Origin of the sequence: Glaciecola siphonariae (assembly GCF_042652645.1) — a bacterium.
Lineage (GTDB): Bacteria > Pseudomonadota > Gammaproteobacteria > Enterobacterales > Alteromonadaceae > Glaciecola > Glaciecola siphonariae.
Genome location: NZ_JBHSGU010000019.1, coordinates 101,112 through 115,666 on the forward strand (window position 1 = coordinate 101,112; position 14,555 = coordinate 115,666).

Consider the following 14,555-nt stretch of genomic DNA (forward strand, 5'->3'; position numbering starts at 1 on the left):
GTACAGATTTTAAACCTTGTAGCAGCGTTAGGACGACGGGCATTAATCATCATTGTGGAAGTTCCTTTGCAAGTGACAGACTGGGAAAGGTGGACAGTCTATCGTGTTGCCAAACTTTTTGCATACTGGCTTGGCTGATGTTGCCGCCCGATATCACTACCATGACGCGTTTTTTGCTTGTTTGTTTCGCTAACCAGTTAACCACAGCTTGCATGGTCATGGCGCAGGTTGGCTCTATGTGGAGTTTAAGCAGATGCTGCAACCACTGCGTCCAATAAATAATATCGTCTTCACTGACTTCATAAAAATCATCAATCGATTTAAGAAGTTCAAAGGTATGCTCACCCACGCTCGGAGTAGCCGCGCCATCTGCAAGCGTGATGGCCGGGCCCGACAGGGGAATAATGCGACCTGCTCTTAACGATTGCGCAGCATCATTAGCGGCCAGTGGCTCTGCGCCTACCACTTGCATGTGCTTATTGATAGCACGCGCCGCCACCAGCGTGCCGCCTAATAAACCTCCACCACCGCAAGGCGTTGCAATCATATCAATATCATCGCTTTGTTTTAGTGCCTCAAGTGCAGCGGTGCCTTGTCCAGCAATGATGTAAGGGTGATTAAAGGGCGGTATCCACACTGTAGAGTGTGCTTTACTAGCTTGTTCCACTGCTGCGTCAGCCTCTAGGCGCGTATCAAAGGTTAGCAGGGTAGCACCGTAGCCGCGAGTCGCTGCTGCCTTAACGGGCGAAATATTGTTAGCACTGTAAATCGTGACCGGTACATTAAACAAGGCGCCTGCGTAAGCAACAGCCTGTGCGTGATTGCCTGAAGAATTGGCGACAATATGCTCGGGGAGGGCATCGTGCTTTTTTAGCTGACATAAAAAGTGCGTCGCGCCTCTGAGTTTAAATGCGCCGGTGGTTTGCATACATTCCGCCTTGAAGAATATTTCATGTCCTAAAGCGGCATTCAATAAACTCGACTGCACAACTGGCGTGCGTTTAATGTAGGGAGCGATGAGGTCTTGTGCTTGTTGAATATCGGCGAAACTTACCATTCAATTTTGCCCTGTGAGTTGCAATGCGAGTGAGCGTGTTGGTCGGTCTGTCCGTATACTTATTTATTGGTAATTACTTGAACAGCGAAACCACGATTATTGTCACTTCTTGCACGCATATTTGTGCGATTGAACAATAGCTTAGGGTTAAGCGTGTTTTTTGTAAACGACAACGAAGGGCAAATGCAAAAAAAATATCAGGCTATTGTAATTGGTTCAACTGGGCTGGTGGGTAAAGCACTGGTTAATCAGCTATGTCAAGATGAGCGCTATGAGTCGATTACGTGCTTAGTTCGGGCACCTTTGGCGAACGTGGATTATCACGATCCGATGCAAAAGATAAAAGCATTGGTTATTGATTTCGATGCATTACAAGACTATCAAGGTTATTTTAGTGTAGACCATGTTTATTGTTGTCTTGGCACTACGCTTAAATCAGCAGGTAGTAAGCGAGCGTTTCGCAGGGTCGACTTTGAGTTTGTTCATGTTTGTGCACAACTGGCGCGGGCACAGCGCGCCAAAAGCTTTGTTTGGATATCCTCTTTAGGTGCAGATGCCAAAAGTAAAAACTTTTATTTGCGGGTGAAGGGTGAACTTGAAAATGCTATTTTAACTATGCCGCAACTTAGCAACGCAGCAGCAGTGCGCCCTCCACTCTTAGACGGCGTGCGTAAGGAGCATCGTCCGGGTGAAGCTTTTGCACTTAAAGTACTTAAAATACTAGGGCCAATTATGAAAGGCCCACTTGAAAAATACCGCCCCGTAAGGCCCGCTCAAGTGGCCCATCAGATGATTGGTTTGCAGGTATTTTAAGCAATTTTTTTTTAAAGCTAAAGTTAAGCGCCTTTTCGGTGGATATATAGGTAGAGACCATTTAATTCAATTAGGTAATGTTAATGAAAAACACGCTCCCCGCTTCAATTAAGGCATTATTTGACCGCGTAAAAGTGGAAAAATTTTGGTGGGACGGCGTGCAGGTTAATATTCCGTTTCATTGTGTGTATGCCGTTATTCCAAACCCAGTGGCCGATCATTATGCAAAGATAAACGGTTTGAATGTACCGGTGCTTAACCTTGGTAATTATCAAGTGCCAATTTGGGACCCTATGCATAAAGAGCTTAAAACTATGCCCAAATTTGCAGTGGTGCTGACTCATCAAGAAGGCGATAAATTCGGTTTATATGCCTACCCTGCAGACTGTATGGATGAAGCCTACAGTATTTCTTATGATGAATGGTTTGCCCGTCAGAAAATAAGCTAGGCTGCATTTAATTTGCGTTCTGCCCTAGTATTCTGCTTCTAAAAACGCATAATACGCCTCCTTATTTTTAGCCCCGCGAGGACTAATTGGATACTCATATTATTATTGCTGAGGCTTTTGGCGCTATAGCGGTAGTGTTTAATTTTATTGGCTATCGACAGCAAGACATTAATCGATATCGCTTCATTTCGGCCATTGCTCTGGCCGCTGTTAGCACTCACTTCTTTATGCTCGGTGCACTTGCTGCTGGCATCGGAACCGCGCTAGCTTGTATTCGAAACCTCGTAGCCATGTATTATCGGTCAAACGGCATACTCGCCCTGTTTGTTGTTTTGAATATTGCGTTTTTTTGTTACGAATGGGCCATACTCGATAGCCCGTGGATTATCATTATTGCATATGCCTCGTCGATGATTTTCACCGTTGGCTCAATCGTATTCACAAATGCTGTGCAAATACGTCGATGGTTTATCTTGGCCGAATCGCTAGGGCTTGTTTACGCGATTATGGTGGGAAGTATTTTTGGCACCATCTTCAACATCAGTAACCTCTGCAGCATCTTTTATATTTTGCTCCGCGATAAAAAAGCTACATTAGCAGAAACTAAGAAAACGAATATAAAAGAGTAATCGCTGAAAGAACGTTTTATTAATCAGGATGCAGGTTAATTATCGGTTTATGCATAAGTCTACTTAGCGCTCGTTTTCACAAGCAGCACCCATAAAAAAAGCCAGCTGTCGCTGGCTTTTTTAAGTTTTATGTTTACAAATCATGCATTAGCAAATGTTCGTAAAAATAAGCTATTTACCTTTTTTAACTAGCACTGAAACGTTGTTGATCCCGGCCAATTTTACTTGGTCCATTACTTCAACTACTATGCCGTGCTCGGTATTTTCATGCGCCTGAATTGCAGCAGTGTCGGTCGCATTTTCGGCGAGAAAGGTTTGGGTGTTTGCTACCACTCGGCGAACATCAACGATTCGACCACCCATCATAATTTGACCGGTTTCGTCTATACGAATAGATAGGGCTTTACTCGGCTGATTAGTCTCTTGATTGTCTTTTGGACGATTCGCACTCAATCCCTTCTCTGAGGAGAAGGTTGTAGTAACAATAAAAAATATTAACATGATAAACACGATGTCTAGCATCGGTGTCATGTCAATCTGTGCGTCGTCATCCGCCGCTGTGTGCTTTTTTCTCTTCATTTTTTGACAGCTCTTGTTGCTCTGGTGACTGTATAGTATATCTATTCGTATAAAAATGAATAGGGGATCAAGCCACTTTCGTTAACATTTTTTTGCAAAAACATTAAAATCTGGCCCCAAATATAAAATGTTTATGCAAAAGATAAGGCTTGGACGGAAACTATCGTACCCATTCACTGAGAATTTGTTCACACCACTTCTCAATGCGCTCGTCAGTTAAGTCGAACTGGTTTTCATCGTCTAGGCTTAAGCCAACAAAGTACTCACCGTCCTCGCTCAAGCCTTTGGAAGCAATGAATTCATAGCCTACATTAGGCCAATACCCAACGATGTTGCAGCCAAGTACAATGACTTCGTCATGTAGCATACCAAGTGCATCCTGAAACCAATCGGCATACCCAGCCTGGTCACCGAGTCCGAATAAGGCCACGGTCTTGCCTTCTAATGAAAGTGTGGAAATATCGTCCCAGCTTGATTCCCAGTCTTCTTGTAACTCGCCAAAATCCCAGGTGGAAATACCGTATAAAATAAAATCGTAGTCGCAAGACTTACTGAGCGACGTATCTTTAATGTCAAAAACATCTACCTTCGATTGCGTTGACTGCTCTAGACACGCTTGGATTTTTTCTGCGGCCATTTCGGTATAGCAGGTGCTGGAGCCAAAAAATATGCCGATGCGGGGATGTTCTGTCATAAACTCACTATTGCTGATAAGGTCGTTTTTGCATATCAAATATTAACGACTGGGCTTAAAGATTACTTCTCGTCCATCACTACAGATCACCTTACACGCTGTTTCTTGCCCATCTTCACCGAGCTGTAACAGTCCAAAACTGCAGGCATTTACTACATCGCGCTCGCTGCCTTGAGGATGGCGTTGCTTGACCGACATATTGCGACGTTTTGTTAACCAATTCAGGGGTGAGCGATGACCATAAAGCCAGCGATTGAAACGCTCGAACCATGTGAGCAGGGCGTCGGGAAACTCATTGTGCAATCCTGAACACGTAAATTGCAAAATCTTCGGGCTATTGCGCCTGAACCTCAAGCTAACATCGTAAACAAAAGAATAATGCACATCGCCTGAAAGAATAATAAAATTAGGCGGTGTTTTAATATGCCGAAAAATATTAAGCATCACGCTTGCCGTGCCCCGATGCGCCATCCAGTTTTCTGCATCAACCATGAGCGCACCGCCAAAGGTGGTGAAAATTCGTTGAATTGCTTCAATAAACTTAACGCCATATACAGGTGCAGCAGACACCATGATAACAGAGTCATTGCCAATAATATTTTGCTGAAGCTCGCATAAGCCCTCCCAGTCCATGAGTCCAGAAGGTTTATTTTTATTTGATTCACTGCGCCAGCGCTGAGTGCGAGTATCTAACACGTGTATGGGAGGGCTAGTATCGAGATGATAATGCCATTCACTGAATTCAAATACAGCGTCGATAAACGATTCATGCGTGCTTGATGTGTCGTTAAAGCTCAGCTTCGCTTTTTCCACTAAGGGGCGGATTTTATCAATAGGGTTGCCCAGTCCTTGACATAAAAAGTATGCGCTCAGTGCATTGCCCACGATCCGCCTTGAAAAGGGGTTGGCATATACTTGCTCCTCCCAACCGCGCGTGAGATTCCAATCATCAGTGACATCGTGGTCATCAAAAATCATATAGGTAGGGACATGCGCAAAGACTCGCTCTACCTTTTCAAGTCCTTCAGCAAAGTGTTCAATATGCACTCGCTCATCGGCATATCGCTGCACGTATTGAGCTGCAAGATTCGGTTTATCGAGTGTAATAAGCGGCCATAACTTCGATGACCAAGACAGCAGATACAGCGCAATAATCTCATTTAACGCAATTAGATGATTATGCGCATTAACAGACGTGAAAACGGGTTTGCGCTTCGCCTTTATAAACACTTTTGTGAGGTCTTCATTTGCATTTATTTCAGGAAATAGCAGTTCGCGCTCATAAAATGAGTGTTCATGCGAAAAAAGCTCATCAGTATCTTTAACTACACTGGCGTCAAAATTTTCCCCGAACAGGCCTAAGTGTTCAATGACCTGACCAATAGCGTGCAGCATTGGGCCGGCGACATCATCCACATACACTTGATCGCCTGTGAGAAGCAGCAAGTCTGGATAATTACTATTGGTTCCGCCAGTGTCTTTATCCACCTTAATAAAGTCATCTAATGTCGGCAACGCATCGGCTTTGTGAAAGTGTGCTTTTCTGCAACTGCCATGGGCAATATTGCGCAATGAACGTGCAAGAAAAAAACAAATGTTAGTCTCGTTTTCATTAAACAGCGAGGGAGATAGTTCGTTCAAGCTCAACGAACAAGCCTGACTTTCCGTTGCTTGTGGCTTTGTTTTTTCATCAAAGCTTAGATTGTATGAGTAAAACGCATCTTCTGTGAGAGAGTGCTGCGGAACAGCCCGAATGAGATGGATATAGCAACGCTGGCCCACGCAAAATTGAAGGTGCTCACTGTCGCTCTCATTTAACGCAATGCCGTGCCCTTTTGAGTCGTGCAAATGCAAGCGAATCGCCATTGGCGTAGATGTCACCAACCATACCGTTACGATATCGCAAGCAACATGGCGCAGCATAGGACCGGCAATGAGTGTGGGAACTGTCAGATTCGACATTTTCGTCACTAAAGTCCATATTTTTTGTATAATGTGCCTAGCATATCACGTGAAAAACCAGATTAAAGTCGGGTAGTAAAATCAATGATAAAAAATAGTGTCGCCGGAATAATATATTTGCCCTTGCATCGCCTTTTGTATGCATGGGTTTTTGTTGGCCTATTACTGATGCAAAGCGCGGCAATCTCAGGCTCAACGGCTAGTGGTGAAACGGCTGTTGCTGGGGCTTACGACGAACAAAGCAGCACTCGAAATATGTTAATAGAAATGATGCCCAGCATGGCGCTAAAAGGACATTGGATTACAGAAGGTGATGGCGAACCTAATACCATGTTAAATCCACAGAGTTCAGGCCTAACCGCATCAGAAAAGGGGTGGTGGACTGTTTCAGATGCAAGTGCTCACAGTAGTCAAATTCAGCGCCTGCATCTTATCGATAAAACCACTAAACACGTTACGCAAAAGCTTGGACCCTTTGTATTAGCGCCACGAGTTGAAAACTCATGTTTTGCCGATTACTTAGCCGGAGAGCCTGATTATGAAGCACTTGTTGCCCATCCCTTTAAATATGATGCATGGATATTGGTTACTGAAGATGCTTCCCGCACTGGTGCCTTGAGTAAAGCATGTCAGCAAAGGTTTGCCCAAACCGGTTCAACCAATTACCCAAGTTTGATTGTAGAGGTAATGCTTAGAGATGGGCAGATGATTGTTAGCGGCGTCCGTGCAGTGCAGTTTTCGCAAGATGACGACGTAGGGAATTTTCCAAACGACGGTATTGAGGGGCTGAGTATCGACCGCGAAAATCGTTTGTATCTTGGCCTTGAAAAAGATGCAAAGGGCCAGCCTCGCATATTTTATGTTGATTTAACGCCCGATACCTTCTCTAGCCCAAGAGACTTTTTAAAAGCAAGAGACGCTAAGCTTAACTTACCCACTTTTGCTGAAGGTAATCACCCCATCAATGGCATGGATATTTATTATCCCAATGACAGCGCAAAAGGTATTTTGATTGCCGCCGCGCGCAATGATAATGAGCTTTGGCTAATTGACTTAGCAGGAAAACAAGCAACACGCATTCTTCCTTTGGTATTTTATGCGCCCAGTGACGCGGGTTCCTGTGCTGAGTATCATCAGATGAATAACGCTTCAATCGAGGGTGTAGCGGTTGATGGGAATACCTTGATTCTGATTAACGACCCATGGAAAGAAAACTATTTGAAAAACGTTCAGTGTGAAGCGGATAGAGAAAAGTACGAACGGATGTCACCGCTTATATTTTCTCTACCGATCACATGGTAAATCAGCTTTTCAAGCGTTTCGCGAAAGTCGCCTTAAACTTAGCCAGTTTAGGGGCTACTACCATGTTGCAATATACATTTTGAGGGTTATTGCTGAAGTAGTCTTGATGGTAATCCTCTGCTTGGAAATATTTTTCTAAAGGTTCGACTTCGGTGACAATCTCGCCGGGCCATATGGCGGCTTCACGAATTTCATCGATAATGGCTAAGGCGTCGTTTTTTTGTGCCTCAGACACATAATAAATACCCCCCCGATATTGTGTGCCCTTATCATTGCCTTGGCGATTCAGCTGCGTTGGGTCGTGAAGGGCAAAAAATATCTCTAAAATTTCGCGCCGAGATATGACCTCATCATCAAACGTAACCTGCACCGCTTCTGTATAACCCGTAGTGCCAGAGCATACCGCTTCATAGCTTGGGTTGTCTGTTTGTCCGTTGGCATAGCCCGAATAGGCACTTACCACGCCCTGCACGCTATTAAATGCGGATTCGATACACCAAAAGCATCCTCCGGCGAGAGTAATTGTTTCATTTGCCATTTGTTTTGCTCCGTTTACACAATAGTTAGTAAGTGTATACGCTCAATTGTGTTTTCAAGTCATCTTTTAAATTAAAACTCGCGTAACTAATGGCATCGAAATAAAAAAGAGAGAGCATTTTATGGCGTTTACCATCTTTTACGATGGCCAGTGTCCTTTGTGTGATATTGAAATGCGGCATCTTAAAAAACGCAACACTGCGAGGCAGCTTGCTTTTGAAGACATCAATGCAGATGATTTTTCAGTGCGCTTTCCACAATTAGACTGGCAGGCCTTAAATAATAGAATTCACGGAATGGAGGCCGACGGTACATTATTGATTGGTCTTGATGTGACGCACAGGGCGTGGAGTTTAGTAGGGTACAAATGGCTGTATGCACCTCTTCGCTGGCCGGTGATTCGGTTCTTTGCAGACAGGGCATACCTGATTTTTGCAAAACATCGCAATACCATTTCGTACTGGCTTACCGGCAAAAAACGCTGTGAGAGTAATTGCGGCATTAAGTATTAAATAGAAACTACTTAATATGAATTACTAAATATTAGGCACTCTATAAAGTACTGAGAAGAAAAGCCTAAGTACTATCAACACAACGCTATAGAGCCAAGGCAAAGCAAAAAAGGAGAATATATGCAGTCGAAAGTACTTGTGATTGGCGCAAGCGGCGGGATCGCACAAGCTTTAATAAAACAGCTCAACGACGATACGTCAGTAGATGATGTAGTGACCGTGTCGAGGCAAGCGGTTGCCGAGACCTCTTCAAAACAGAGGCACGTTCAGCTAGATTCTACCGATGAATCGCAGATAAAAGCCTTTGTGAACGAGCAAAAACGGCAATTTCATTTCACCCACATCATTTGTTGTACAGGTATTTTACACAGCTCTGATGGCAAAACCTTGAAGCCTGAAAAACGCTCAGAAGATATGAGCGGCGAGCAATTTGCTGAGTATTTTCGGGTTAACACTGTCGTTCCGGCGATGTGGATTAAACATGCAGTACACATTGTTGAAAAGGACGGAGCTACCATTACTGTGTTCAGCGCTCGGGTTGGCAGCATCAGTGAAAATGGTTTGGGTGGATGGTACGGATATCGTGCCTCGAAGGCCGCGCTCAATATGGTGGTAAAAACAGCCGCAATTGAATATAAACGACGAAGTCCAAAAACCGTTTTAGTGTGCTATCACCCCGGAACAGTCGACACTGAGCTCTCTAAACCCTTCCAAGCGAATGTGAAACCTGAAAAACTGTTTACACCTGCCTTCACGGCGCAGCAGCTTATGAACCATACACAGGCGCTAGACCCTGAACAATCACCTTATTACATTGACTGGGACGGCCAAAAAATCAACTGGTAAATAACGCGCTTGTTTGTTCGTATGATGGCTCTACCTTCCCGGCCTCAATTAATACGGCGCTTTTTAAGCGCCCTTTATTCATTCCAAGTAATTAATTCATTACCCATATAAAAGAAATAAATTAAGTGCATCAGCATAAAGACTTTTATGTTAATGGCTGTTAACATTTGATGGCAAATAACAATAATTAAAAAGGACAAAAAATGGCTGATTCAAGGGAGCAGTTTGGTTCTAAACTTGGATTTATCTTAGCGGCTGCAGGCTCTGCAGTGGGTATTGGCAACCTGGTAGGATTTCCAGTTGGCGCGGCTAAAAACGGCGGTGGCGCGTTTTTAATTATGTACGCTTTGTTTGTCTTCTTCATTTGCCTACCTGTTATGATAGCCGAAATGACAGTGGGCCGCGCCTCTCAAAAAGACCCTCTAGGTGCGCTCACCAATTTGTCTCATAATCAAGCGGGATGGCGCTTTGCTGGTTGGTTATCTATTATTACTCCGTTCATGATTGCCGTATTTTATTTGGTCATCACGGTATGGATATTCGGCTATTTGTTTGAATCGGTAATCGGAAATCTTGACGTACTTGCCCAAGCAGATACCTTCGGTAACTTCATTACTAGCTATAATTTGTTTATCTACATGGCAGGGGTAATCGCCGTTGTTTATCTCATCTTGCAAGGCGGGGTAAAAGAGGGGATTGAAAAAGCCGCTAAAATTCTTATGCCCTCTTTATTCTTCATGCTGCTTGCCTTAGTAATATTCGTGCTTACCCGCGACAACGCTATGGCTGGCGTAGAATATTACTTAGTGCCAGACCTAGACAAAATAGATGCATCAGTTGTAAATGGAGCGCTTTCGCAGGCGTTTTTCTCATTGTCGCTAGGCATGGGCATTATGATTACCTACGGCAGTTATATAAATAAGCGAGCAGACCTACCAGGGTCCGCGAGGCTAGTAGCGCTAACAGACACCGCTGTTGCATTCACCGCAGGCTTAATGATTTTGCCCGCTATCTTTTCGTTCAATCCAGATGTAAACCCTGATGAGCTAAGTGAGTCGTCTATCTCGATGATCTTCTCCTACCTTCCGCAAATTTTCTTGGAACTACAAAACTCTCTTGGGTATTTTGGTGCAAGTGCGGTGGCGAGTTTATTCTTTTTACTGGTGTTTTTTGCAGCAATTACATCTTTAGTGTCTATTTTTGAGGTGCCTGTTGCTGCGCTTATGAGTGAAAAGGGCATGCAGCGTAAAGCCTCGCTAAGAGTGTGTGGTGTACTGTTAATTGTATTTTCTGTGATGTGTGCTCTATCGTTTGGTTTTGTGGCGTTTTTCACAGATTTTGTTACCTACGCGGGCTCAAGCAAATCGTTTTTTGATGTTGTTTACGATGTGTTTTATGACACAATTTTGCCTCTGAACGGCCTATTAATCTGTTTGTTCGTGATTTATCGCTGGAAAAAAATTAAGTTTAATGAAGAGCTAGACCAAGGCGCCCCCCATTTTAAGGGCAGTATCTTAGAGCGCTATGTCAACTTTTCATTAGGTACGTTTATTCCCGTTATTCTGCTCGTGATATTTGTAAATACAGTAGCGCTTAAATACTTTGGTTTTTCTTTATTCGCTTAAACGTCTAGCATGTCAAAAGGAGAGGGGTAGTATAGTCTTAGGTTAAGTGCTTTTAGACTCGCGCTTGCGTCTATCGTCTTGCCTACCTCCTTGCTCTTGTCATCTTCAGGTGGGGTGAAATCAATCGTTCCTAAACCGAGCTTTTTGCCGGCCCATGTGTAGTACTCTCGGCGACTCGGATGCAGCAAAGAACATGCATGCAGTATCTTGCGCTCAGGTCTAACACTTATGATTGCCGATATGAAGGCAATGGCATCATGCTGATGCAGTAGATTGACAGGATGATGGCCATTCCTAATGTTGCTTTTGCGCGCTAGTGCACTTACAGGATGACGCAGACTACCATCAGGATTGAGACCGATTAAGCCTGCCAAACGCAAAATAGTTGCCTTAGAAGCATAGTTGCTCACAATATATCGTTCGATAGATTGATGAGCGATGCCCGATGGCGTAACAGCATTAGGCGTATCATCTTCATTCAGGCAGCCTTGCTGATTGCCGAATACGGACGTTGTGCTCACAAAAACGAGATGCTTGGCGCCGCAAGCAAAAACATAATCGACCAATGTATGCATCGCTTCGGTGAATATGCTGGCGTCTATGTCTCGCCTGCCCGGTGCAATATTAATAATGACGTTAGCATCATTAAATAAACCTTCAGCCAGCTGCGCTTGAGGCGGTGCGGCAAATAAATCAAATTCATGTGCCGTTATATTCTCATTTGCTAGTGCTGCTATTTTTTGCGTACTGCGAGTCGTTCCGTTAGTTGTATGACCAAGCTGCTGCATATGTTTTGCTAACGGAACACCAAGCCAACCAAGGCCGATTATGCATGTTTTCATATCTACCTATGCTTTATTAGGCTTAACCGTCAGAAAGTTAATATCTTTAAATCCATCAATGCGTTGAAGCTTTTGTTCTTCTTTGTCAGCACGCTCAAGTGTTTCGCAAAGTGCCAAGGCATCTTCTTTAAGAGATTGTGATTGTTCTTCAACAGTCGTTTCAATGGTATCTCCGAGTGCGCTCATTTTCTCCTCAAAATTCTGCATAGAGCTACCACCGCTCAACATACTGCGACCAAAACTTACGAGCAGTTCGCCCATTGCAGTGCTCATGACTTCTTCAACGGCAGCATCAAAATCGCTCTCAAACTCGCTTTGTGTTTGCTCATTGCCTGTAAAAAATGCGCTATTGAATGTTACCGCCTCAGGCTGTTGATAGATATGGCTCTCTAGCTTCTGCTGAAGCGCATTGAGTTTGTCATTAAGCATTTTAGGAAGCTGACTATCCTCTCCCAACAGACCGGTAAATACGTCTGTCAATGCCGTATTTGTTAACTCGATTGCTTTGGCAGCGAGCGCGATGGCTTGCGGCACTGCAGCCTCTAAACTGGCCACGTAATTACTCACGCTTGCACTCTCTTCAGCACTCAAGCTTAGGTTTTTTCCATTGACTGACGCACTGCCTGCTTTAGTGAGCAGCACTACATCACTTTCTTCGGTAGTAATGGTTATTTGATTGTTAGCGAGCACAATTTCACCGTTGATGTTGACATCACAGGCTTCGTTTTGAAAATTGTGAGCGTGGGCTGTAAGGCTTAAGAATATAAAAGTAAAACTGAGTATGGCAAAACGTACTGGTTTCATAGAAAAGTTCCTGTGCAAGTATTCAAATATCTTCAACCTTATTAAGTTTGTTAAATCAATTTGATTATGAGTAATGAATTTCTTAGCTATTTAGCTATACCAACTAGTTGCAACTAGTGCGCCAATTTAAAATACGTTTAATTTCAATTGCTTAAAAATTATAGCAAGGTTTTGATTCGGAGTTTTATGCACTTACAGGCACATTTGGCGATTAGTTAGCAAAATTGACCAAGATCATCATTCACTTAAAAAAGACCTTCCTAACATAGCGATTTTATCGGCGCTGTTGCATAATATCGCGCGTATTGAACATACATTAACTTACAAAGGTCTAGCATGCTCGAAATACTTAATCTTTTCAAATTTGCACTTTTGCTTATTGCGTTTGTATTGGGCATAAGCTGTATCGTTATGGCAATCATTAGCGATAAGTCTGGTCAGGAAGCATTACAAGAAAGAATCGAATACGGATTTATGGGAGTGTCGGGTCTCGTCATTACCTTGCTGATGGTTTATGCCATTAGCTGAGCACCAGCCTACCGTATTAGTTGCAAGATTATAATTACTACCAATAAGGGCTACTGCGAATTAGAAGGCTGCTCGTGGCTTGCTTCGAGCACCGCATCAGCGGTAGTGAAGGCCTTAGCGTTTGTGATACGTTGATATGCTCTTAAGTTGAATACCGGCATCATTGATATCACATGGTCAAATATATCCGCCTGCACCCCCTCATAACGTACCCAATCTTGGATGCGACTAAAGCAATAAATTTCTAAAGGAAGACCAGTGTCGGTTGGCTTTAGCTGACGCACCATACACGTAAGACCTTTATGTACATCTTTGTGGTGTGTTAGGTAGGCTTGAATATAGGCCCTAAATGTCCCTATATTGGTAAGCTTGCGTCCGTTAATGATATCTAATTGGCGTTCAGTTAACACTTTGCTGTCTTCTTCTAGCGCGAGCTTCTTACTCTCTAAATAGGGTTGCAGTATTGCGATTTTTTGCCATTTTTTGAGGTCGTCTTCGTTAGCAAAATCCAAGCTTTGCATGTCTATTTGAATTGAGCGTTTGATGCGACGACCCCCAGATTCACTCATGCCGCGCCAATTTTTTACCGCTTCGGTTATCAAGCTATAGGAGGGGAGGGTAGAAATGGTCTTGTCCCAGTTTTGTACTTTAACTACGGTAAGCCCAATCTCCAAGATTTCACCGTCTACGTCATACCGAGGCATTTCGATCCAATCACCGTTATTGAACATCCGGTTTGCCGCGATTTGTATCCCTGCTACAAAGCCTAAAATCGTGTCTTTAAATACCAATAAGAGCACTGCTGCAATGGCCGTTAAGCCCGATAATAAATAAATTGGACTTTTGCCAAGCAGCTCAGAGATTACTAAAAATACTAAGGCAAGAGTAATCAACAGGCGTCCGACTTGAATAAACCCAGTAATGGGCGCTTTTTTGGCAAAGCGAGTCGACTTATAGATCTGCTCGGTAGCCGAAAGAGCCGCTTGAAGCACGCTGTATACTACGACCATGATGTACAAAATAGCGCAACTGCTTACAATCGCATACATACGACTGTCGGGAACTAAAAGAATATCCTTACCAAAATAGAGAGCCAGTCCAGGCATGACTAAAGCAAAGCGTCTAAATACGCCGGCATCTTGTAAGTTGTCATCCCAATGCGTTTTAGAAAATCTGACTAAACGCGCAACTTTAAACCGCAATATAAATAGCGCCAAAAGCCATGCCACAAGGCTGGCGACCAGCAATATACTTAGACCTACCCATTGATGCAGCAAGTCACCGGCTTGCGACTCTAGGCCTAAGTAATGAGCAAAGTCTGAAATGAGCTCGCTAAGGTGAGCTTTTGTTTGTTCTGTTTTGGTAATTTCGCTCAT

The 14,555-nt window shown here is 43.6% G+C and carries 16 protein-coding genes; 8 read left to right on the forward strand and 8 right to left on the reverse strand.

What is annotated here, in order from left to right:
- Positions 1-49 precede the first annotated feature (49 nt).
- Positions 50-1,057 (reverse strand): serine/threonine dehydratase, encoded by a 1,008-nt coding sequence (locus ACFO4O_RS16135; RefSeq protein WP_382410395.1) that lies wholly within the window; start codon positions 1,055-1,057, stop codon positions 50-52.
- Positions 1,058-1,240: 183 nt separating this feature from the next.
- Between ACFO4O_RS16135 and ACFO4O_RS16140 the strand changes: the two genes are divergently transcribed.
- The 3 genes from ACFO4O_RS16140 (at position 1,241) to ACFO4O_RS16150 (ending at position 2,948) form a co-directional block, all read left to right on the forward strand.
- Positions 1,241-1,870: an NAD(P)H-binding protein gene (locus ACFO4O_RS16140; RefSeq protein ID WP_382410466.1), complete on the forward strand. Its 630-nt coding sequence runs from the start codon at positions 1,241-1,243 to the stop codon at positions 1,868-1,870.
- Positions 1,871-1,953: 83 nt separating this feature from the next.
- The gene (locus tag ACFO4O_RS16145; protein WP_382410397.1) at positions 1,954-2,319 is read left to right on the forward strand and encodes a hypothetical protein; all 366 of its coding nucleotides are present in this window, start codon (positions 1,954-1,956) and stop codon (positions 2,317-2,319) included.
- Between the two features lie 86 nt (positions 2,320-2,405).
- The gene (locus ACFO4O_RS16150; RefSeq protein ID WP_382410399.1) at positions 2,406-2,948 is read left to right on the forward strand and encodes a YgjV family protein; all 543 of its coding nucleotides are present in this window, start codon (positions 2,406-2,408) and stop codon (positions 2,946-2,948) included.
- A gap of 171 nt (positions 2,949-3,119) precedes the next feature.
- On the opposite strand, the gene ACFO4O_RS16155 is transcribed toward ACFO4O_RS16150, so the two are convergent.
- From ACFO4O_RS16155 to ACFO4O_RS16165, 3 genes are all read right to left on the reverse strand, one after another.
- Positions 3,120-3,527: an ExbD/TolR family protein gene (locus ACFO4O_RS16155; protein ID WP_382410401.1), complete on the reverse strand. Its 408-nt coding sequence runs from the start codon at positions 3,525-3,527 to the stop codon at positions 3,120-3,122.
- Between the two features lie 160 nt (positions 3,528-3,687).
- Positions 3,688-4,221: a flavodoxin FldB gene (gene fldB, locus ACFO4O_RS16160; RefSeq protein ID WP_382410403.1), complete on the reverse strand. Its 534-nt coding sequence runs from the start codon at positions 4,219-4,221 to the stop codon at positions 3,688-3,690.
- Between the two features lie 42 nt (positions 4,222-4,263).
- Positions 4,264-6,183 carry an alkaline phosphatase D family protein gene (locus tag ACFO4O_RS16165; RefSeq protein ID WP_382410405.1) on the reverse strand — a complete coding sequence of 640 codons (1,920 nt, stop codon included), beginning with the start codon at positions 6,181-6,183 and terminating at the stop codon, positions 4,264-4,266.
- Positions 6,184-6,267: 84 nt separating this feature from the next.
- Here ACFO4O_RS16165 and ACFO4O_RS16170 point away from each other — a divergent pair, with 84 nt between their 5' ends.
- A complete protein-coding gene (locus tag ACFO4O_RS16170; protein ID WP_382410407.1) occupies positions 6,268-7,485 on the forward strand; it encodes a hypothetical protein in 1,218 nt (405 codons plus the stop codon).
- Position 7,486: 1 nt separating this feature from the next.
- On the opposite strand, the gene msrA is transcribed toward ACFO4O_RS16170, so the two are convergent.
- Positions 7,487-8,023, reverse strand: coding sequence for a peptide-methionine (S)-S-oxide reductase MsrA (msrA, locus tag ACFO4O_RS16175; RefSeq protein WP_382410409.1), 537 nt, complete (start codon positions 8,021-8,023; stop codon positions 7,487-7,489).
- Between the two features lie 121 nt (positions 8,024-8,144).
- Here msrA and ACFO4O_RS16180 point away from each other — a divergent pair, with 121 nt between their 5' ends.
- The 3 genes from ACFO4O_RS16180 to ACFO4O_RS16190 all read left to right on the forward strand — a co-directional run bounded on the left by ACFO4O_RS16180 (position 8,145) and on the right by ACFO4O_RS16190 (position 11,005).
- Entirely contained in the window at positions 8,145-8,534 is a 390-nt protein-coding gene (locus tag ACFO4O_RS16180) for a thiol-disulfide oxidoreductase DCC family protein (RefSeq protein ID WP_382410411.1), read from the forward strand.
- A gap of 120 nt (positions 8,535-8,654) precedes the next feature.
- A complete protein-coding gene (locus tag ACFO4O_RS16185; protein WP_382410413.1) occupies positions 8,655-9,380 on the forward strand; it encodes an SDR family NAD(P)-dependent oxidoreductase in 726 nt (241 codons plus the stop codon).
- Positions 9,381-9,583: 203 nt separating this feature from the next.
- Positions 9,584-11,005 (forward strand): sodium-dependent transporter, encoded by a 1,422-nt coding sequence (locus tag ACFO4O_RS16190; RefSeq protein ID WP_382410415.1) that lies wholly within the window; start codon positions 9,584-9,586, stop codon positions 11,003-11,005.
- On the opposite strand, the gene ACFO4O_RS16195 is transcribed toward ACFO4O_RS16190, so the two are convergent.
- Positions 11,002-11,847 carry an NAD-dependent epimerase/dehydratase family protein gene (locus tag ACFO4O_RS16195; protein ID WP_382410417.1) on the reverse strand — a complete coding sequence of 282 codons (846 nt, stop codon included), beginning with the start codon at positions 11,845-11,847 and terminating at the stop codon, positions 11,002-11,004. The two genes, ACFO4O_RS16190 and ACFO4O_RS16195, sit on opposite strands and share 4 nt — an antisense overlap.
- A 6-nt stretch (positions 11,848-11,853) precedes the next feature.
- A complete protein-coding gene (locus ACFO4O_RS16200; protein ID WP_382410419.1) occupies positions 11,854-12,651 on the reverse strand; it encodes a DUF2884 family protein in 798 nt (265 codons plus the stop codon).
- A gap of 336 nt (positions 12,652-12,987) precedes the next feature.
- On the opposite strand from ACFO4O_RS16200, the gene ACFO4O_RS16205 reads away from it, so the two are divergent.
- Entirely contained in the window at positions 12,988-13,179 is a 192-nt protein-coding gene (locus ACFO4O_RS16205) for a hypothetical protein (protein WP_382410421.1), read from the forward strand.
- A gap of 50 nt (positions 13,180-13,229) precedes the next feature.
- On the opposite strand, the gene ACFO4O_RS16210 is transcribed toward ACFO4O_RS16205, so the two are convergent.
- Complete coding sequence (locus ACFO4O_RS16210) at positions 13,230-14,555, reverse strand: mechanosensitive ion channel family protein (RefSeq protein WP_382410423.1); 1,326 nt, start codon at positions 14,553-14,555, stop codon at positions 13,230-13,232.